The organism is Nocardia terpenica, assembly GCF_013186535.1.
GTDB classification, from domain to species: Bacteria; Actinomycetota; Actinomycetes; order Mycobacteriales; family Mycobacteriaceae; genus Nocardia; species Nocardia terpenica.
In genome coordinates, this window is the sequence record NZ_JABMCZ010000005.1 from 468151 (window position 1) to 487268 (window position 19118).

Genomic DNA, 19118 nt, shown 5'->3' on the forward strand with positions numbered 1-19118 from the left:
TTGGAGACGTGATCAACGAACGGGAAGCAGAACTCGATCGCCGGTTCCGGGACGCGGTGGTGGCGGCGACGCCCGGCCCGCGCCACGTCGGCACCGGCCCCCTCCGCCCGGACAGCCCCTACACCGGGTCCACCGTCCTGGCGCTGTTCGAGGCGCAGGCCACCAGCCGACACCTCGACCTGGCCGCGCGGCGGCTGACGGCCGCGGGCCGCGGGTACTACAGCATCGGGTCCTCCGGCCACGAGGGGAATGTCGTGCTGGCGGCGGCGACCCGGCCCACCGATCCCGCGCTGCTGCACTATCGTTCGGGCGCGTTCTTCGTGCGGCGCTGCGGGCAGGTGCCCGGCCTCGACCCGATCCGTGACGTGCTGCTGGGGGTGGTGGCCGCGATCGAGGACCCGATCTCCGGCGGGCGGCACAAGGTGTTCGGCTCGCATCCGGCCGCGGTGATCCCGCAGACCTCCACCATCGCCTCGCATCTGCCGCGCGCGGTGGGGCTCGGTTTCGCGCTCGACCGCGCGGCCCGGCTGGGCCGACAGACCGAGTGGCCCGCGGACGCGATCGTGCTGTGCACCTTCGGCGACGCCTCGGCCAATCATTCGACGGCCACCGGCGCGATCAACTCGGCCGTGCACACCGCGTATCAGAAGGTGCCGATGCCGGTGCTGTTCGTGTGCGAGGACAACGGCATCGGCATCAGCGTGCCCACTCCCCCGGACTGGATCGCGCACGCCTACGGGTCGCGGCCGGGGCTGCGCTACTTCGACGCCGACGGGTCCGATCTGCTCGAGGCGCTGACCGTGGCGGCCGAGGCCGCGGCCTGGGTGCGCGAACATCGAGCGCCCGCCTTTCTGCGGCTGCGCACCGTGCGGCTGCTCGGCCACGCCGGGTCGGATGTGGAGTCGGCGTATCGCCGCGCCACCGACATCACCGGCGAGATGGGCCGCGATCCGGTCGCGGCCACGGCGCGGCTGCTGGTCACCGCCGGGGTGGCCACGCCGGAGGAGGTGCTGGCCCACTACGACGCGATCGGCGCACAGGTCGCCGAGACCGCCGAAAAGGTCTCCGGCGCGGCGAAACTCGACTCGGCCGCGGCGGTCACCGCGCCGCTCGCGCCGCACCATCCGGACCGGGTGCGCGCCGATGCGACCCGGTCGGCGGCGAATCCCGGTGCGCACGAACAGGTTCCGATGACGCTCGCGCAGTCGGTCAATCACACGCTGGGCGAGCTGCTGGAGCGCGACGGCGACCTGCTGGTGTTCGGCGAGGATGTCGGGCGCAAGGGCGGGGTGTACGGCGTGACCAAGGGGTTACAGAAAACCTTCGGCCGCCGACGGGTTTTCGACACGCTGCTGGACGAGCAGAGCCTGCTCGGGACCGCCCTCGGGGCCGGGCTGGCCGGGTTCGTGCCGATTCCGGAGATCCAGTATCTGGCCTACGTGCACAATGCGATCGACCAGATCCGGGGCGAGGCGGCCACGCTGCAATTCTTCTCCGGGGGGCGCTACCGCAACCCGATGGTGGTGCGGATCGCGGGCTTCGCGTATCAGAAGGGGTTCGGCGGGCACTTCCACAACGACAATTCCGTTGCGGCGCTGCGCGATATCCCGGGCGTGGTGGTCGCCGCCCCCGCCCGCGCCGACGACGCCGCGGCCCTGCTGCGCACCTGCGTGTCGGCGGCCCGGGTGGACGGGCGGGTGTGCGTGTTCCTGGAGCCGATCGCGCTGTATCACACCCGCGACCTGTACGCGCCCGGCGACGACGGCTGGCTCGCCGCACCCGACGGGGACACCGTCGACATCGGCCGCGCCCGGGTCTACGGCGACGGCGGCGACCTCACCATCGTCTCCTTCGCCAACGGCGTCCCGATGAGCCTGCGCGCCGCCCGCCGCCTCGCCGACCGCGGCATCGATGCCCGCGTCGTCGACCTCCGCTGGCTCGCCCCCCTCCCCGTCGACGACCTCCTGCACCACGCCCGCGCCACCGGCCGCGTCCTGATCGCCGACGAAACCCGCCGCAGCGGCGGCGTCTCCGAATCGATCACCGCCGCCCTCCTCGACGCCGGCTTCGACGGCCCCATCACCCGAGTAACCAGCGCCGACAGCTTCGTCCCCCTGGGCCCCGCCACCGCCACAGTCCTCCTCGACGACCCCACCATCGAAGCCGCCGCCGGAAAACTCCTGGCAGAAGGAGACCACACCCCCTGACCATTCCCGGTCCCGGCGTGGTTCATCCCTGCCCCGGCACACGGTTCATCCCTGGCCCCGGCACGCTTTTGGCCGGGGCCAGGGTTTGTCACCGCGGGGTGACCGTAGTCGGTAGTGCTGCGAAGCCGCGGTTGTTGGAGGAGTGGATGCGGCGGAGGGCGTTGGGGTCGATGTCGTAATCGCTGATGCGGGTGGTGATTTCCTCGAGGGCTATGCGGAGTTCCAGGGCGCCGAGGTTCGAGCCCAGGCAGTGGTGGCGGCCGCTGCCGTAGACCAGCGAGGCGCGGGTGTCGCGGTCCAGGTCGAATACGTCGGGGCGGTCGAACACCTCCGGGTCCCGGTTGGCGGAACCGGCGACCAGCAGCATGCGGGCCCCGGACGGTATGGTGACCCCGTGCAACTCGACCGCTTCGGTGGTGGTGCGCAGGTGGGTCTGGGTCGCCGGGTCGTACCGCATGCCCTCCGCGATCCAGTCATCGACGCGCCCACCGAAGGCCGCGCGCCGCTGCTCGGGATGGTGCCAGGCGGTGTGCCAGAGGTTGCCGAGGGTCAGCATCACGGTCTCGACACCCGCGCCCACCAGCAGGATCAGCACGCCCACGATCTCCTCGGGGGTGAGCCGGTCGTCGCCGTCGGCCGCATCGAGCAGGCCCGACAGCAGGTCGTCCCCGCGATTGCGGGCGCGTTCGACGGTCAGCTCGGTGTAGTAGCCGACCAGTTCGCCGATCGCCTGCACGGCCTCCGGGCGCAGATCGGTGGACTGCTCCTCGGTGTACATGATCTGCATGCCGATCTTGCGGATTCGCTCCCGGTCCGTCTCCGGCACCCCGACCAGCTCACAGATCACCTCGGTCGGGAACGGGGCCGCGAACTCCGACATCAGATCGAAGCTGCCCCGCTCGATCAGCGGGTCGAGCAGGCCGCGGGCGATCTCGCGCAGCCGCGGCTCCAGCGCCTGCACCCGCGGCTGGGTGAACGCCCGCTGCACCAGCCCGCGCAGCCGGGTGTGCTCGGGCGGATCCATGGCCACGAACGAGAAGAACCGCGCGGCCTGCGGACCCCAGAACATCGGCTCCATCCGCATGCCGTTGGCGCTGGAGAAGCGGTCCGAATCGCGCAGCGCCGCCAGCACATCGGCGTGCCGCGACAGCGCCCAGAAGTCGTCGGTCTCGTTCCGGTAGACCGGGGCCTGCTCCCGCAGCCGTGCATAGTACGGATACGGATCCGCGTGCACGTCGAAATCGTAAGGGCTGTACCGCAATTCCATATCGGGCCTTCCGAACGGCGTGACCGGCGTCGCTACCGGTCTCCCCACGCGAGCTGACAGGATGATCACATTTCGAACCGACAGGATGACATTAGCCGAGCCGAACCGGTAGTCGAGACGAAAGAGGACATCATGGACCCCGAGATCGCACCGCCGGGCATCGACGTGACCAAGCCGCACCCGGCCCGCCGCTACGACTACTGGCTGGGCGGCAAGGACAATTGGGAGGCCGACCGGGAGTCGGCCGACATGGTGGCCGGGGCGTTTCCGACGGTCCAGTTCGCCGCCCTGGAGAATCGCAACTTTCTGCGCCGGGTGGTGACCTTCCTGGCCGGTGAGGCGGGCATCCGGCAGTACCTCGACATCGGCGCGGGCCTGCCGACGGTGGGGAACGTGCACGAGATCGCCCAGGACATCGCGCCCGCATCGCGCATCGTGTACGTCGACAACGATCCGATCGTGGCCATCCACGCCCGCAGCCTGCTCGACAGCACAGCCGACGGCCGCACGGCCTATGTCGAGGCCGATGTGCGCGATCCGGAGGACATCCTGTCCCGGCCCGAGGTGATCGAGACCCTCGACTTCACCCGGCCGGTGGCCCTGATCCTGGCCGCGGTCATGCATTTCGTCGTCGACGAGGAGCGCCCGTACGAGAAGGTCCGGCGGCTGTCGGACGCGCTGCCCTCCGGCAGCTACCTGGTCATGAGCCACGCCACCAGCGACCACCTCACCGAGGAGGAACTGGTCGAGAGCGAAGAGGCCAACCAGCGCAGCGGCATCCCGTTCCAGCTCCGCTCCACCGCGGAGTTCAGCCGCTTCTTCGACGGCTACGAGCTGGTGCCACCGGGCATCGGCTCGATCATGACCTGGCGGCCGGAGGGCTGGAAGGCCCATCCCCGGCCCGAGGCGGTGTCGATGCTGGGGGCGGTGGCGCGGATTCCGTGATCAGTCGGCCCGGTACCGCAGTGCGGTACCGGGCCGACTTTGCCTGTGCCTCAGCGCATTACGCCATCAGGGCAGTGGGCCGCCCGCGGCGATCGCGGACAGGGTGGCGAACTCGTCGCCCTTGAGCGATGCGCCGCCGACGAGAGCGCCGTCGATATCGGTCTGCGCGACCAGCTCGCCGACGTTCTTGGCGTTCACCGAACCGCCGTACAGCACGCGGACGGTGGCCGCGACCTCCGGGGAGGCCAGCTCGGCCAGTTCGGCGCGCAGCGCCCCGCACACCTCCTGCGCGTCGGCGGGGGTGGCGACCCGGCCGGTGCCGATGGCCCACACCGGTTCGTAGGCGATGACGACCTTCGCGATCTCCTCCGCGCTCAGGCCCTTCAGCGAACCCCGCAGCTGCTCGAGGTTGTACTGCACATGGGTCTGCGACTCGCGGATGTTGAGGCCCTCACCGATGCACACGATCGGGGTGATGCCGTTCTTCAGCGCCTGCCTGGTCTTGGCCAGCACGGTGGCGTCGTCCTCGTTGTGGTACTGACGCCGTTCCGAGTGACCCACCACCACGAAGGTGCAGCCCAGCTTGGCCAGCATGGAGGCGCTGATCTCGCCGGTGTAGGCGCCCGCGTCGTGCACCGAGACGTCCTGCGCGCCGAAGGTGACCAGCAGCCGGTCGCCCTCCACCAGCGTCTGCACGCTGCGGATGTCGGTGAACGGCGGGATCACCGTGACGTCGACCTTGTCGAAGTACTTGTCCGGCAACGCGAAGGCGATCTTCTGCACCAGGGCGATGGCCTCGAGGTGGTTGAGGTTCATCTTCCAGTTGCCGGCGATCAACGGTTTCCGAGCCACGGATCAATCCTCCAGAATGCTGATGCCGGGAAGTTCCTTGCCCTCCAGGAACTCCAGCGACGCGCCGCCGCCGGTGGAGATGTGCGAGAAACCGTCCTCCGGCAGACCCAGGGTGCGCACGGCCGCGGCCGAATCGCCGCCGCCGACCACCGTGAACGCGCCCTTACCGGTGGCGGCCACGATGGCCTCGGCCACGCCGCGGGTGCCCGCGGCGAAGTTCTCGAACTCGAACACGCCCATCGGGCCGTTCCAGAAGATCGTCTTCGCCTCGGTGAGCAGCGCCGCGAACCGCTTGACCGACTCCGGACCCACGTCCAGGCCCATCCAGCCCTCGGGAATCTCGTTGGCGGGCACGACCTTCGAGTCCGCGTCGGCGGCGAACCGGTCGGCCGCCACGATGTCCACCGGCAGGTGGATGACGTCGGCGAAGCGGTCCAGCAGGTCCTTGCAGGTGTCGATCATCTCCGCCTGCAGCAGCGAGGTGCCCACCGGAAGGCCCTGGGCCGCAAGGAAGGTGAAGCACATGCCGCCGCCGATGACGAGCGTGTCGACCTTGGGGGCCAGCGCCTCGATGACCGCCAGCTTGTCGGAGACCTTGGAGCCGCCGAGCACGACCGCGTAGGGCCGCTCCGGGTCGGCGGTCAGCTTCCGCAGCACCTCGACCTCGGCCGCGACCAGGGTGCCCGCGTAGTGCGGCAGCAGCTTGGCCACGTCGTAGACCGACGCCTGCTTGCGGTGCACCACACCGAAACCGTCGGAGACGAACGCGCCGTCCTCGCCGACCAATTCGACCAGGGCGCGGGCCAGCTTGCCGCGTGCGGCGTCGTCCTTACTGGTCTCGCGCGGGTCGAAGCGGATGTTCTCCAGCAGCAGCACGTCGCCGTCGGTGAGGCCCTCGGAGCGGGCCAGCGCGTCCTGGCCGACCACGTCACCGGCGAGCTGGACATTGCGGCCCAGCTCCTCCGACAGCCGGGCCGCCACGGGGGCCAGCGACAGCGCCGGATCCGGTTCGCCCTTCGGACGGCCCAGGTGCGCGGTGACGATCACCTTCGCGCCCGCCTCGGCCAGCGCCCTGATGGTCGGCACCGATGCCACGATGCGGCCCGGGTCGGTGATCGTGCCGTTGTCGAGGGGGACGTTCAGGTCGGAGCGCACCAGCACGCCCCGACCCTCGACACCCTCGTTCAGGAGATCCTGGAGTGTCTTGACTGCCATGGACTTACAGCGACTTGCCGACGAGGCCGACCAGATCGGCGAGGCGGTTGGAGTAGCCCCACTCGTTGTCGTACCAGGCGTACACCTTCACCTGGTCGTCGATGACCTTGGTCAGCGGGGCGTCGAAGATCGACGAGTGCGGGTCGGTGACGATGTCGCTGGAGACGATCGGGTCCACGCTGTACTTCAGGATGCCCTTCAGCGGGCCCTCGGCCGCCGCCTTGAACGCGGCGTTGATCTCCTCGACCGTCGCCTTCTTGGCCAGGTCCGCGGTCAGGTCGGTGATCGAACCGGTGGGCACCGGCACGCGCAGCGAGTAGCCGTCCAGCTTGCCGTTCAGCTCCGGCAGCACCAGGCCGATGGCCTTGGCCGCACCGGTGCTGGTCGGCACGATGTTCAGCGCGGCGGCGCGGGCGCGGCGCAGATCCTTGTGCGGGCCGTCCTGCAGATTCTGATCCTGGGTGTAGGCGTGGATCGTGGTCATCAGGCCCTTGACGATGCCGAATTCGTCGTTGAGCACCTTGGCCAGCGGGCCGAGGCAGTTGGTGGTGCAGGACGCGTTGGAGATGATGTTCTGGCTGCCGTCGTACTTGTCGTCGTTGACGCCCATCACGATGGTGACGTCCTCGCCCTTGGCGGGCGCGGAGATGATCACCTTCTTGGCGCCCGAAGCGAGGTGGCCCTTGGCCTTGGTGGCGTCGGTGAAGATGCCGGTCGACTCGACGACCACGTCGACGCCCAGGTCGCCCCACGGCAGCGCGGACGGGCCCTCCTTGATGGCCAGCGCCTTGATCCGCTGGTCACCGACCACGATGGTGTCGTCGCCGTCGAGCGAGACGTCCTGCGGCAGGCGGCCCAGGATGGAGTCGTACTTGAGCAGCGTCGCCAGCGTGGCATTGTCGGTGAGGTCGTTGACCGCGACGATCTCGATGTCCGTGGTGCCGAGCGCCTTCTGCGCCTCGACCGCCCTGAAGAAGTTACGTCCGATGCGGCCGAAGCCGTTGATGCCTACCCGGACAGTCACGTTATCGCTCCTCAGCTTTCAAGCGGATTCGTTCCGTTGCAGGTCCACCCTAATGCCCGCCTGTCACGGCACTGAGCATGCCCCTGCTCACAATGGAGTACCCGGTGTGACCCGAGCCGTCCGGTCCGGCCCGCGGATACCCGGGCCGGACCGGCGCACTATGGCCTCGGTGACCTCACTCGCCACCGAATTCGGTTCGGGTACCGCGATCGAGCACCTGCAGCATAAGGTCTTTCAGCTCGGCGTTCGACTCGTCCAACGACCGCTGACCGCCCCGCAGTATCGCGATCTCGCCGAACAGGCGCTCGTTGGTCGCGTCGCACTTGGCAATGTGCTCGTCCAGCTTCTTCGACATCTCCCAGGTCCGCTGCCCCAACGCATTGGTCACATTCCGCTGCACCTCGGCCTTCACCTCCAAGGTGTCGACCTTCGTACCCAGTCCGTCGACCTTCGTCTCCAACGCGTCGAACCGCCGCCCGTTCTCCTCGTGGTGCATGTCGACCTTCGCGTCGAGGCTTCCCAATCTCGCGTCCATCTTGGCGCTGAGTGCGTGGACTGCCGCGAGCACCGACCGCCCCTCGCTTCGGTCCGCTTCCAGTGCCGCCACCCTCGCCTCCAGCTGAGCCCATGTCGTCATCGTCGATCCCCCTTGATGTTCGGCAACTACTGCTTCGGCGGGGTCGAAGCTACCGCATGGGGGCGACATCGATGGGGCTTGCGGGGGTGGGCTGTGGATAACCCGGGGGCTGTGGATGATTCGGTATCCGGAAACGGAAAACCGCCGCCGCGCAAGGGGATTCGCGCGGCGGCGGTTACCGGGTGGTCGGTATTCGTCAGGCGTCCTCGAGTAGTTCCGCGGTGACGGCGGATTCGGTGTCGGGGATGCCCAGTTCCTTGGCGCGGCGGTCGGCCATGGACAGCAGGCGGCGGATGCGGCCCGCGACAGCGTCTTTCGTCATGGGCGGGTCGGCGAGCTGACCCAGCTCCTCGAGGGAGGCCTGGCGGTGCTGGACGCGCAGGCGACCGGCGGCGGCCAGGTGGTCGGGAACGTCGTCGCCGAGGATCTCCAGCGCGCGTTCCACCCGGGCGGCCGCGGCGACCGCGGCGCGGGCCGAGCGGCGCAGGTTGGCGTCGTCGAAATTGGCCAGGCGGTTGGCCGTGGCGCGCACCTCGCGGCGCATGCGCCGCTCCTCCCAGGTGAGCCGGGTGTCCTGCGCGCCCATCCGGGTGAGCAGCGCGCCGATGGCCTCGCCGTCGCGCACCACCACCCGATCGGTGCCGCGCACCTCGCGGGCCTTGGCCGAGATGCCCATCCGCCGCGCCGCGCCGACCAGCGCCAGCGCCGCCTCGGGCCCCGGGCAGCTCACCTCCAGCGCCGAGGAGCGCCCCGGCTCGGTCAGCGAGCCGTGTGCGAGAAACGCCCCGCGCCAGGCGGCCTCGGCGTCGGCGATGCTGCCGCCGACCACCTGCGCGGGCAGCCCGCGCACCGGGCGGCCGCGCACATCGAGCAGACCGGTCTGGCGGGCCAACGCCTCGCCCTCCTTGGACACCCGCACCACGTACCGGGAGGTCTTGCGCAGCCCGCCCGCGCCGAGGACGTGCACATCCGACCCGTAGCCGTACAGCTCGAAGATCTCCCGGCGCAACCGCCGAGCGATCGAGCCCATGTCGACCTCGGCTTCGACGATCACTCTGCCGCCGACGATGTGCAGGCCGCCGGCGAACCGGAGTAGCGCCGACAGTTCCGCCTTGCGTGAGCTCACCTGCGAGACGGAGAGACGGCTCAGCTCGTCCTTCACCTCGGCTGTCATCGCCACGAGACCCGCTCCTTTCCACCCAACGCGGACCGCACCTGCTGGCCCAGATGCCGTCCTTCGACTCGAAGCCCTGCTGATTCCGGCCGAGGTTGCCGGATCACCTGATCCAGTGCGGCGGCAAGCTTTCCAGGGTGGTGCCGGTCCGTCCCCGCCTCGGCGACATCAGCGAAGGTTACTCGCGCTCGCAGCTGTTCGGCAGCTCTTGCCACATGTTCGCGTTCCCTACCCTCCGGTACGGAGCCGGAGTCGACCAGCACGTCGTCGACCGCGAAATCCGGTGCGTGCTGGGACAATACATGCAGGTGCCGTTCGGCGGAGAATCCCGCCGTCTCGCCGGGTTCGGCAGCCAGATTGAGTACCAGGACCTTTCGGCCCCGGGTGTGTACCAGCGCCTCCCGCAGGCCCGGCACGAGCACGTGCGGGATCACGCTGGTGAACCAGGACCCCGGGCCGAGCACCACCACGTCGGCGTGTTCGATGGCCGAGGTCGCCTCCGGGCTGGCCGGCGGGTCGGACGGGATCAGCCGCACCCGCCGCACCTTGCCCGGCGTGGTCGCCACCGCCACCTGACCCCGGATGCACCGGCTCACCCGCGGATCGGCCTCCAGGCCGGACACATCCGCCTCGATGGTGAGCGCGGTCGGCGACATCGGCAGCACCCGGCCGGTGCAGCCCAGGATCCGGCCCGCCTCGTCGAGCGCGGCCACCGGATCGCCCAGCACCTCGGTCAGGCCCGCCAGGATCAGATTGCCGACCGAATGCCCGGCCAGCGCCCCGGTGCCGCCGAAGCGGTGCTGCACGGTGCGCGCCCACAGCCCGTCGTTCTCCTCGGCGAGCGCGGCCAGCGCCATGCGCAGGTCGCCGGGCGGCAGCATGCCGAGTTCGGCGCGTAGCCGCCCGGACGAACCGCCGTCGTCGGCGACGGTCACCACCGCGGTGATGGCGCGGGTCAGCCGCCGCGCCGCGGTCAGGGTCGCGTACAGCCCGTGTCCACCGCCCAGCGCGACGATCGCGGGCGTCGTCTGGCGTTCGGTCATTCGCGCCCCAGGTCCCGATGGACCACGCGCACCACGTCCCCGGCGGACGTGCCCGCGCCGGCCTCGCCGAGCGCCTCACCCAGCGCCTCGGCGATCGCCACGCTGCGGTGTTTTCCTCCCGTGCAGCCCACTGCCACGGTCATGTATCGCTTCCCCTCTTGGCGGTACCCGCTGGTCGTCAGGTCGATCAGATGCCGGCAGGTCCGCAGGTAGTCTTCGGCTCCCGGGCGGGACAGCACGTATTCGCTGACCACCGCGTCCTGTCCTGTGTGCTCACGTAATTCCGGTACCCAATGCGGATTGGGCAGGAAACGCACATCAAACACCATGTCGGCGTCCAGCGGTACTCCGTACTTGAAACCGAACGATTGGATTGTGACTTGCAGGGCGGTGCGCACCCCGCCGCCGTAGGCCTCCTCCAGCTTGCGGTGCAGCTGGTGCACCGACAGCGCGGTGGTGTCGATGACCAGGTCGGCGGCGGTCTTCACCGACGCCAGGCGGGACCGCTCGGCGGCGATGCCCGCCGACAGGGTGCCGTCGGCGCTCTCGCTCTGTAACGGGTGCCGGCGACGGGCGAAACCGAACCGGCGGATCAGTACATCGTCGGACGCCTCGAGGAACAGTACCCGGGTGCCGACGCCCGCGGCGCGCAACTCCTCGGTCACCGCCGACAGGTCGCCGGTGAAAAAGCGGCTGCGCACGTCCATGACCAGGGCGAGCCTGCGGATCGGCGGATCGGCCGACGCGCCGAGCTCGACCAGCCGGCCGATCAGCTCGGGCGGCAGGTTGTCGGCGACGTACCAGCCGAGGTCCTCGAGCACCCGGGCCGCCGTGCCGCGCCCGGCGCCGGACAGTCCGGTCACGATGACGACCTCGACCTGGCTGCCGCTCCCCTGGGCGGGGCCGGGTCGGGACGCGTCGGCCGCCGGCCGCGTGTGCGCTGCCGACGACGAGTTTCCCGCGCTGCTGTTCGATTCGACGCTGGTCATGTCCTACCGGATCCGTGTCTGCCTGTCACTCGATCATCCTGCCCTGCTGACGCCCCCGATCGGGGATACACGCGGCAGGCGCAACCGAGACGTGACTGATTCAACCTGTCCCGACGGTATGTATCGGGCTCGTTCGTGGCGTGTCCGACGAATGTCGCGCGCGGACCGGCCTATTCACCGTTGAGGGCCGCGAGCACCGCTTTCGCGGTCGCCACCCCGATTCCCGGCACCTCGATGATCTCCTCCACCGTAGCGTCCTTGAGCCGCGCGACCGAACCGAAGTGCGTGACCAGCGCGGCGCGCCGCGAGTCGCCGAGCCCGCGGACCGAGTCCAGCGCCGAGGCGGTCATGCGCCGGGAGCGCTTGCTGCGGTGGAAGGTGATGGCGAACCGGTGCGCCTCGTCGCGCACCCGCTGCAGCAGATACAGCGATTCGCTGTTGCGCGGCATGATCACCGGATCCGGCTCGCCCGGCACCCACACCTCTTCCAGCCGCTTGGCCAGGCCGATGACGGCCACATCGGTGATGCCGAGCTCGTCGAGGACCTCGGCGGCCGCGTTCACCTGCGGGGCGCCGCCGTCGACGACGTAGAGGTTGGGCGGATAGGCGAACTTGCGCGGCTTGCCGGTGCGCGGGTCGATGCCGGGGGGCAGATCGCCCGCCATGTCCTCGGTCTCGGCGGCCTCGGTGGTGGTGTCGGGTTCGGCGGGCGTGTCGCGCTCGCGGCGCAGCCGCTGGAACCGCCGCCGGGTGACCTCGGCGATGCTGCCCACGTCGTCGGAGCGGCCCTCGCCCGCGGCCTCCTTGATGGTGTAGTGCCGGTACTCGGACTTGCGGGCGAGGCCGTCCTCGAACACCACCAGCGAGGCGACGACGTCGGTGCCCTGCACGTGGCTGATGTCGACGCATTCGATGCGCAGCGGGGCGCTGTCCAGGTCGAGGGCGTCCTGAATGCCTTGCAGCGCGGCCGATCTCGCGGTCAGGTCGCCGGCGCGCTTGAGCTTGTGCTGGGCGAAGGACTCCTGCGCGTTGCGCTGCACGGTCTCCATCAGCGCCTTCTTGTCGCCGCGCTGCGGCACCCGCAGCTGCACCGCCGCGCCGCGCAGCTCCGACAGCCAGCGCTGCACCTGCTCGTGGTCGTCGGGCAGGGCGGGCACCAGCACCTCGCGCGGGACCACCGCGGCCGGGGCCTCGGCGTCGGTGTGCTCGGCGAAGGCGGCCTGCTCGCCGTAGAACTGCATGAGGAACTGCTCGACGAGCGCGGGCAGTTCGCCACCGGCCTCGATATCGTCGACCGCGTCGCCGGACTTGTCGACCACCCAGCCGCGCTGGCCGCGCACCCGGCCGTCGCGGACGTGGAAGATCTGCACCGCCGCCTCCAATTCGTCGGTGGCGAAGGCGATCACGTCGGCGTCGGTGCCGGTGCCCAGCACCACCGCCTGCTTCTCCAGGGCGCGGCGCAGCGCCGAGACGTCGTCGCGCAACCGGGCGGCGGCCTCGAAGTCCAGGTCCTCGGCGGCGGCGTGCATGCGGCGCTCCAGCTCGCGCACCATGCGGTCGGTGCGGCCGGACAGGAAGTCGCAGAAGTCCTCGGCGATGCGGCGGTGTTCCTCGGCGTCGACCCGCCCGATGCACGGCGCCGAGCACTTGTCGATGTAGCCGAGCAGGCAGGGGCGGCCGATCTGGCTGTGCCGCTTGAAGACTCCGGCCGAGCAGGTGCGCACCGGGAACACCCGCAGCAGCAGATCGACCGTCTCGCGGATGGCCCACGCGTGCGCGTAGGGGCCGAAGTATCGGACCCCCTTCTTGCGCGCGCCGCGGTAGACGAATACCCGCGGGTACTCCTCGTTCATGCTGACCGCGAGCATGGGGTAGGTCTTGTCGTCGCGGTAGCGGACGTTGAATCGCGGATCGAATTCCTTGATCCAGTTGTATTCCAGCTGAAGGGCTTCCACCTCGGTGGAGACCACGGTCCACTCGACGGAGGCGGCGGAGGTGACCATCTGGCGGGTGCGCGGATGCAGCGACGCGATGTCGGCGAAGTAGGAGTTCAACCGGCTGCGCAGGCTCTTGGCCTTGCCGACGTAGATGACCCGCCCGTGCGCGTCCCGGAATTTGTAGACGCCGGGTTCGACGGGGATGGTGCCCGGTGCGGGTCGGTAGGTCGCGGGATCTGCCACGGCAACCAGGTTAACGACCTGCACCGACAGGTGTGACGGTGCGCAGCCGCCGCGCCCCAGTGGTGATCGCCTCGCACAAGGCCCGCTCCGGTTCCGACAGGCGGCTGCGGCGGCGCAGCAGCACGAATTCCAGCTCGCCCAGGTCCGGCAGGTGGGCGTCCTCGACGGTGAAAAGCCCGGCGGGCAGCAGACTTTCGGCGTGCACGACGACCCCGAGCCCGGCCAGCACCGCCGCCCGCAGGCCGAGTTGGCTGTCGCTGACGCAGGCCACCCGCCAGGTCCGGCCCTCGCGCTCGAGCGCCTGCAGCGCGATGTGCCGGGTGATGCTCGGCGGCGGATAGGTGACCAGCGGGATGGGATCGTCGAAACCCGTTGCGCCGGAACGCCCCGCCCACACCAGCCGGTCGCGCCACAGCAGTTCGCCGTGTCGTTCGCCGGGCAGCCGCTTGCCGACCATGAGGTCCAACTCCCCCGCCGCCATCCGGGTCTTGAGCGTCTCGCTGAGCCCGACGGTCAGCTCCAGATCCACACCCGGGTGGGTGCGCTGGAATTCCAGCAGCACGTCGGGCAGTTCCTGGGCCATGACGTCGTCGGAGGCGCCGAGCCGGATCAGCCCGGTCAGCCGGGAGTCGGAGAAGTAGCGCTCGGCCTGGCCCTGCGCGTCGAGGATGGCGCGGGCGAAGCCGACCATGGCGGCCCCGTCGGCGGTGAGCGCGAGATTGCGGGTGTCGCGACGGAACAGCTCCCGCCCGGCCGCCTGCTCCAGCCGCGCGATGTGCCCGCTGACGGTGGATTGGCGCAGCCCCAGGATGCGGCCCGCGGCGGTGAAGCCACCGGCCCGTTCCACGGCGAGAAAGGTGCGAAGCAGCTCCGGATCGAACATATTGATCACGGTACGTGATCAGAGATATCGGTACTACCAACTTTCACGATTAGTTGGCCGGACGTACCGTACGGAGGGTGAAGCTACTGGCGAAGCTCCGTATCGACGCGTTCATGCTCGGCATCCTGGCCAGCGTGGCGGTGGCTGCCCTGCTGCCCGCTCGCGGCGAGGCCGCCGAGGTACTCGACTGGGCCACCAAGGTCGCCATCGGTGTGCTGTTCCTGCTGTACGGCGCCCGCCTGCATCCGCGGGAGGCGCTGGCGGGTCTCAAGCACTGGCGGTTGCACACCAGCGTGCTGGCCGTCACCTTCGTGGTGTTCCCGGTGCTCGGGCTCGCGCTGCGGGTGCTGGTGCCCTCGGTGCTGAGCCAGGAGCTCTACACCGGTCTGCTGTATCTGTGCCTGCTGCCCTCGACGGTGCAGTCCTCGATCGCGTTCACCTCGATCGCGCGCGGCAACGTGGCCGGTGCGGTGGTCAGCGCCTCGCTGTCCAATCTGATCGGCGTGTTCGTCACCCCGCTGCTGGTCATGCTGATGCTGAACACCGCGGGCGGCGCGACCGTCTCCACCGGCTCGGTGCTGGCCATCGTGGTGCAGTTGCTGCTGCCGTTCCTGGCCGGGCAGTTGTTGCGCACCCGGATGCAGTGGCTGATGAAGCACGCCACGGTGACTCGCGTGGTCGATCGCGGCTCGGTGTATCTGGTGGTGTACGCGGCGTTCAGCGCGGGCATGGTCGAACACATCTGGAGCGGGATCCGGCCGCTGTCGCTGATCGCGCTGGTCGGGGTGTGCATTGGGCTGCTGGCGGTGGTGCTGGGGTTCACCACGCTGATGAGCAAGCTGTTCGGCTTCGACCGCGGCGACCGCATCGTGATGATCTTCTGCGGGTCGAAGAAGAGCCTCGCCAGCGGCCTGCCCATGGCGACCGTCCTGTTCGCCGGGCATGAGGTGGGCCTGATCGTGCTGCCGCTCATGCTGTTCCATCAGATTCAGCTGTTCACCTGCGCGGCCCTGGCCGGTCGCTGGGGTCGCCAAGCCGCGGCAGCCGAAGCGGCACAGGAGGTTTCGGCGGGCGAACCGGCCCCCGTCGCCGGGGCCTGACCGGTACCCGTCGTCCGGTCCGGCGGGTCGCGCCGGGCCGGGCGACGACGATTCTTTGTTGCCCGCAGATAGCCCGTACTCTTACCCGGTGAGTTCCCCCAGCACCCTGCGGTCCGGTGCGCTCTCCCTGGCATCCAGCGTGGTGATCGGGGTGGCGTCGGCCGGTCCGGCGTACAGCATCACCGCCACCCTCGGCCTGGTCGCCGCCGCCGTCGGATTGCATGCGCCGGTCATCGTGCTGGTGGCGTTCGTGCCGATGCTGCTGGTGGCGCTCGGCTATCGCGAACTGAACCGGGTGGAGCCGGACCCGGGCACCACCTTCGTCTGGGCCACCCGGGCGTTCGGCCCGTTCACCGGCTGGATGTCGGGCTGGGCGATCGTGGTCTCGGATCTGCTGGTGATGGCCAGCCTGGCGCAGATCAGCGCGCAGTACACCTTCCTGCTGCTCGGCGCGCACGGCATCGGCTCGAATCCGACCAGCGGCTGGGTGCTGCTGCTGGGCACCGCGTATCTGGTGGTCATGACGCTGGTCGCGGTGTGCGGCATCGATGTGTCGGCGCGGCTGCAGTCGGCGCTGCTGGCGGTGGAATTCGGGATGCTGACGGTGTTCTCGCTGATCGCGCTGGGCCGGGTGCTGACCGGGCACGGGCCGCCGGGGTCGAGCCTGCCGCACCTGTCGTGGTTCGATCCGTTCGCGATCGGCTCGTTCTCCGATTTCGTCACCGCGGTGCTGCTGATGGTGTTCATCTACTGGGGCTGGGATTCGGCGGTCTCGGTGAATCAGGAGACGGTCGATCCGCGGCATACGCCGGGCCGGTCGGCGGTGCTGTCGACGATCACGTTGGTCGCGCTGTATCTGCTGGTCACCGTGGCGGGCCAGGCGTTCGCGGGGGCGGGCACCGAGGGGCTGGGGCTGGCGAATCCGGAGCATGTCGACGACGTGCTGGGCGCGCTGGGCGGCGCGGTGTTCGGGTCGGGTCCGGTCGGCACCGTGCTGGTGCATCTGCTGTTTCTGATGGTGCTCACCTCGGCGGCGGCCTCGACCCAGACCACGATCCTGCCCACGGCCCGCACCACCTATTCGATGGCGCTGCACCACGCGCTGCCGAAGTCGTTCGGCCGGATCGATCCGCGCTGGCTGACCCCGTCGTTCTCGACGATGGTGTTCGGCGGGCTGTCGATCGCGCTGTACGTGGCGCTGAACTTCGTCTCCGGCGGCCGGTTGATCGCGGAGGCGGTGACGGCCATCGGCATCTCCATCGGCCTGTACTACGGCCTCACCGGGCTCAGCTGCGCGTGGCTCTACCGTCACGAATTCGCTTCCGACGCACGGGCTTTCGTGATCAAGGGGGTGCTGCCCGCGCTGGGCGGGCTGGCGCTGCTGTTCGCGGCCGGGTGGACGGCGGTCACCTCGTGGACGCCCAAGCCCGGCGATCCGGCCTGGCAGCTGCCAATTCCGCCGCACTGGCGCATCGGCGGCACCTTCCTGCTCGGCGTGGGCACGCTGCTGATCGGCGTCCCGCTGTACCTGGTGCTGGCGCGGGTGATGCCGCGGTTCTTCCGCGGGCAGGTGCTGGCCCGCCGGCTGCCATCGCCGACCGAGGCGGTCGTGTCCGAGGATGCGTTGTCGCGCCGCTGAATTCGCTCAGTTCGTCATCGGGAAGGTGGCGCTCCCGGCGTCACCGGACGGGATGATCGGCAGCACCACCGCCGACGGGTGGTCGGCGTCGTGGAAGATCGTCTGGTTCGCGCCCTGGGCATTCGCGCTCTGCCCGAACGGTTCTCCGGTGTTCGGGTTGGGCGCGTACTGTGGGTAGTCGCTGCTGGAGACCTCCACGCGGATCCGGTATCCGGCCTTCACCAGGTAGCTGGTGGGCCAGATCTTGATGGTGAGCGGGTACGGCTGCCCCGGCACCATCGGCGTCGGATGGTCGAGCGAGTCCCGGAACGCGGTCCGCAGGATGCCGTTGTTGAGGTTGACCGAGGATCCGTCGGGCGCGACCGCCACCAGTTTCGCGGTGAAGTCGGTATCGGTCGCGCTGGAGGCGGCCCACAGCTTCAGCTGGATCGGGCCGGTGATCTCGGTGTCGGACGGCAGCGGGTCGGTGGTGTAGGTCAGCACGTCGGAGCGCTGTTCCACGGTGTACTGGTCGTAGGGCCCCTGCGGTCCGGTGGAGGCGCCGCAGCAGGAGTGGCCGCCAGCACTGGGCACCGGATTCAACGGGTCGTAGTAGTAATGGTCGGGCTGCTGCGGATCTTTCGGCTCGCCGGTGACGAGTTTGCCTGCGCGCCCGGCGACTCCGCCGCCGCCGTTGCCGGACAGGTAGTACGTGGTCCACCGGGTGTTCGGCAGCGGCCAGGCGGTGGCGGTCTTCCAGCGGTTGGCGCCCATGAGGAAATAGTCGACCGTGGGCTTCCCGGCGACCTTGGTGTCCTTGCCCTTCAGGAAGTGGTCGTACCAGGACAGCATGAGGTCGTTGATCGGGCTGTCGCCGGGCGCGCCCGCGGCGGCGAGCATCGGCGCGGACACATGGCTGCCCGGCCGCCCCCACCCCACGTGATCCCACGGGCCGATGACCAGGCGCTGATTGCGGCGCGCGTCGTCGCTGCCGCCGTCTTTCACCATGCCCGCGAAGTTCTCCACCCCGCCCGCGAGGAACGCGTCGTACCAGCCCTCGAAGTCCAGCACCGGCACCTTCACGCTCGCGTACCGGTCGCGGATGCTCCACTGCTTCCAGTAGTCGTCGCGGGAGGAGTGCCGCATCCAGTCGAAGAACCACGGCGCGACCGCCGGATCGCCCGGATGCATGGGCGGGAACTGCTGATACGGCCGGTATGCCAGCCATTTCGTGTAGTCGGCGCTGTCGGCCCGCAGCTGTTTGGCGGTGGCGGTGTCGCCGCGATTCTGCGCGGCCGTTGCGCCGATGGTTCCCATGGCCCACGGCTCGATGAAGGCCAGCCGGAATTCGCCGCCGTCGTAGGTCCAGCCGTCGTAGTAGTCGGAGGCGGTGTTGGCCGGGACGATCGTGGTCAGGTGCGGCGGTGCGGCGGTGGCGGCCAGCCACTGGGTGGCCCCGACGTAGGACGAGCCGTACATGCCGACCTTGCCGTCGGATCCGGGCAGCGCCGCGGCCCACTCCACCGAGTCGTAGCCGTCGTTGCGGTCGTCGGCGAATTCGGTGAACGTGCCACCGGATTTGCCCTGCCCCCGGATGTCCTGGACGACGACGAGGTAGCAGTGCGAGGCGAACCAGTCCGGCGACTGATAGCGATAAGGCTCGACCTGCGCCTCGGACTTGCCGTACTGGGTGCGCATGAGGATGACCGGCACCGGATCCGAGGTCTGCGGCCGGTACACGTCGGCCTGCAGCACCACGCCGTCGCGCATGGTCGCGGGCACGTTCTCCTGCTTGGTGACCGCGCACGGTCCGCGGCCGGTGGCGGGCGGCCACTTCTCGGCGACGGGCTGTCCGCCACCGCCGGAGGAGGTGCTCGAACCGCCGCAGCCGCCCGCGATCAGCGCCACGGCGGCCGCGATCGCGCCCGCGCGGACAATTCGATTGCGCCGCTTACGGTTCGACGACATCATCCGACGGTAGCAC

15 protein-coding genes are annotated in these 19118 nt (G+C 69.7%); 4 read left to right on the forward strand and 11 right to left on the reverse strand.

The window, feature by feature from the left end; all coding sequences use genetic code 11:
- Nucleotides 1-8: 8 nt before the first annotated feature.
- On the forward strand, nucleotides 9-2207 hold the full coding sequence (locus tag HPY32_RS38085) for a thiamine pyrophosphate-dependent enzyme (RefSeq protein WP_373686710.1): 2199 nt from the start codon (nucleotides 9-11) through the stop codon (nucleotides 2205-2207).
- A gap of 88 nt (nucleotides 2208-2295) precedes the next feature.
- On the opposite strand, the gene HPY32_RS38090 is transcribed toward HPY32_RS38085, so the two are convergent.
- Nucleotides 2296-3441, reverse strand: coding sequence for a cytochrome P450 (locus HPY32_RS38090; RefSeq protein ID WP_231951642.1), 1146 nt, complete (start codon nucleotides 3439-3441; stop codon nucleotides 2296-2298).
- A gap of 165 nt (nucleotides 3442-3606) precedes the next feature.
- Between HPY32_RS38090 and HPY32_RS38095 the strand changes: the two genes are divergently transcribed.
- Nucleotides 3607-4419, forward strand: a complete 813-nt coding sequence (locus HPY32_RS38095) for an SAM-dependent methyltransferase (protein ID WP_067588272.1) — start codon at nucleotides 3607-3609, stop codon at nucleotides 4417-4419.
- A gap of 66 nt (nucleotides 4420-4485) precedes the next feature.
- On the opposite strand, the gene tpiA is transcribed toward HPY32_RS38095, so the two are convergent.
- From tpiA to HPY32_RS38140, 9 genes are all read right to left on the reverse strand, one after another.
- The gene (gene tpiA / locus HPY32_RS45300) at nucleotides 4486-5271 is read right to left on the reverse strand and encodes a triose-phosphate isomerase (RefSeq protein ID WP_067588271.1); all 786 of its coding nucleotides are present in this window, start codon (nucleotides 5269-5271) and stop codon (nucleotides 4486-4488) included.
- Between the two features lie 3 nt (nucleotides 5272-5274).
- Nucleotides 5275-6486, reverse strand: a complete 1212-nt coding sequence (locus tag HPY32_RS45305) for a phosphoglycerate kinase (protein WP_067588270.1) — start codon at nucleotides 6484-6486, stop codon at nucleotides 5275-5277.
- Between the two features lie 4 nt (nucleotides 6487-6490).
- The gene (gene gap / locus HPY32_RS38110) at nucleotides 6491-7510 is read right to left on the reverse strand and encodes a type I glyceraldehyde-3-phosphate dehydrogenase (protein WP_067588268.1); all 1020 of its coding nucleotides are present in this window, start codon (nucleotides 7508-7510) and stop codon (nucleotides 6491-6493) included.
- 175 nt (nucleotides 7511-7685) lie between these two features.
- Entirely contained in the window at nucleotides 7686-8147 is a 462-nt protein-coding gene (locus tag HPY32_RS38115; RefSeq protein ID WP_156674460.1) for a hypothetical protein, read from the reverse strand.
- A gap of 196 nt (nucleotides 8148-8343) precedes the next feature.
- Complete coding sequence (gene whiA, locus HPY32_RS38120; RefSeq protein WP_067588264.1) at nucleotides 8344-9327, reverse strand: DNA-binding protein WhiA; 984 nt, start codon at nucleotides 9325-9327, stop codon at nucleotides 8344-8346.
- Complete coding sequence (locus tag HPY32_RS38125) at nucleotides 9318-10364, reverse strand: gluconeogenesis factor YvcK family protein (RefSeq protein WP_067588262.1); 1047 nt, start codon at nucleotides 10362-10364, stop codon at nucleotides 9318-9320. The genes whiA and HPY32_RS38125 overlap by 10 nt, the downstream gene beginning before the upstream one ends.
- Nucleotides 10361-11353, reverse strand: a complete 993-nt coding sequence (rapZ, locus tag HPY32_RS38130) for an RNase adapter RapZ (RefSeq protein ID WP_082871382.1) — start codon at nucleotides 11351-11353, stop codon at nucleotides 10361-10363. Before rapZ ends, HPY32_RS38125 begins: the two co-directional genes overlap by 4 nt.
- Before the next feature lie 170 nt (nucleotides 11354-11523).
- A complete protein-coding gene (gene uvrC, locus HPY32_RS38135; RefSeq protein WP_067588261.1) occupies nucleotides 11524-13533 on the reverse strand; it encodes an excinuclease ABC subunit UvrC in 2010 nt (669 codons plus the stop codon).
- A 10-nt stretch (nucleotides 13534-13543) separates the two neighbouring features.
- Nucleotides 13544-14416, reverse strand: a complete 873-nt coding sequence (locus HPY32_RS38140) for a LysR substrate-binding domain-containing protein (protein ID WP_156674459.1) — start codon at nucleotides 14414-14416, stop codon at nucleotides 13544-13546.
- Between the two features lie 77 nt (nucleotides 14417-14493).
- Here HPY32_RS38140 and HPY32_RS38145 point away from each other — a divergent pair, with 77 nt between their 5' ends.
- Both HPY32_RS38145 and HPY32_RS38150 read left to right on the forward strand, forming a co-directional pair.
- A complete protein-coding gene (locus HPY32_RS38145) occupies nucleotides 14494-15516 on the forward strand; it encodes a bile acid:sodium symporter family protein (RefSeq protein WP_067588259.1) in 1023 nt (340 codons plus the stop codon).
- Nucleotides 15517-15604: 88 nt separating this feature from the next.
- Nucleotides 15605-17155, forward strand: coding sequence for an APC family permease (locus HPY32_RS38150; protein WP_231951641.1), 1551 nt, complete (start codon nucleotides 15605-15607; stop codon nucleotides 17153-17155).
- A 6-nt stretch (nucleotides 17156-17161) separates the two neighbouring features.
- Here the strand turns inward: HPY32_RS38150 and HPY32_RS38155 are convergent, their stop codons facing one another.
- Nucleotides 17162-19102, reverse strand: a complete 1941-nt coding sequence (locus HPY32_RS38155) for a CocE/NonD family hydrolase (protein ID WP_156674457.1) — start codon at nucleotides 19100-19102, stop codon at nucleotides 17162-17164.
- Between the last annotated feature and the right edge of the window lie 16 nt (nucleotides 19103-19118).

Coding starts and splice junctions, on each gene's coding strand:
- HPY32_RS38125 (WP_067588262.1), bottom strand. CDS start 10,364: ATGACCGAACGCCAGACGACGCCCGCGATCGTCGCGCTGGGCGGTGGA.
- HPY32_RS38155 (WP_156674457.1), bottom strand. CDS start 19,102: ATGTCGTCGAACCGTAAGCGGCGCAATCGAATTGTCCGCGCGGGCGCG.
- HPY32_RS38115 (WP_156674460.1), bottom strand. CDS start 8,147: ATGACGACATGGGCTCAGCTGGAGGCGAGGGTGGCGGCACTGGAAGCG.
- HPY32_RS38095 (WP_067588272.1), top strand. CDS start 3,607: ATGGACCCCGAGATCGCACCGCCGGGCATCGACGTGACCAAGCCGCAC.
- rapZ (WP_082871382.1), bottom strand. CDS start 11,353: ATGACCAGCGTCGAATCGAACAGCAGCGCGGGAAACTCGTCGTCGGCA.
- HPY32_RS38140 (WP_156674459.1), bottom strand. CDS start 14,416: ATGTTCGATCCGGAGCTGCTTCGCACCTTTCTCGCCGTGGAACGGGCC.
- HPY32_RS45305 (WP_067588270.1), bottom strand. CDS start 6,486: ATGGCAGTCAAGACACTCCAGGATCTCCTGAACGAGGGTGTCGAGGGT.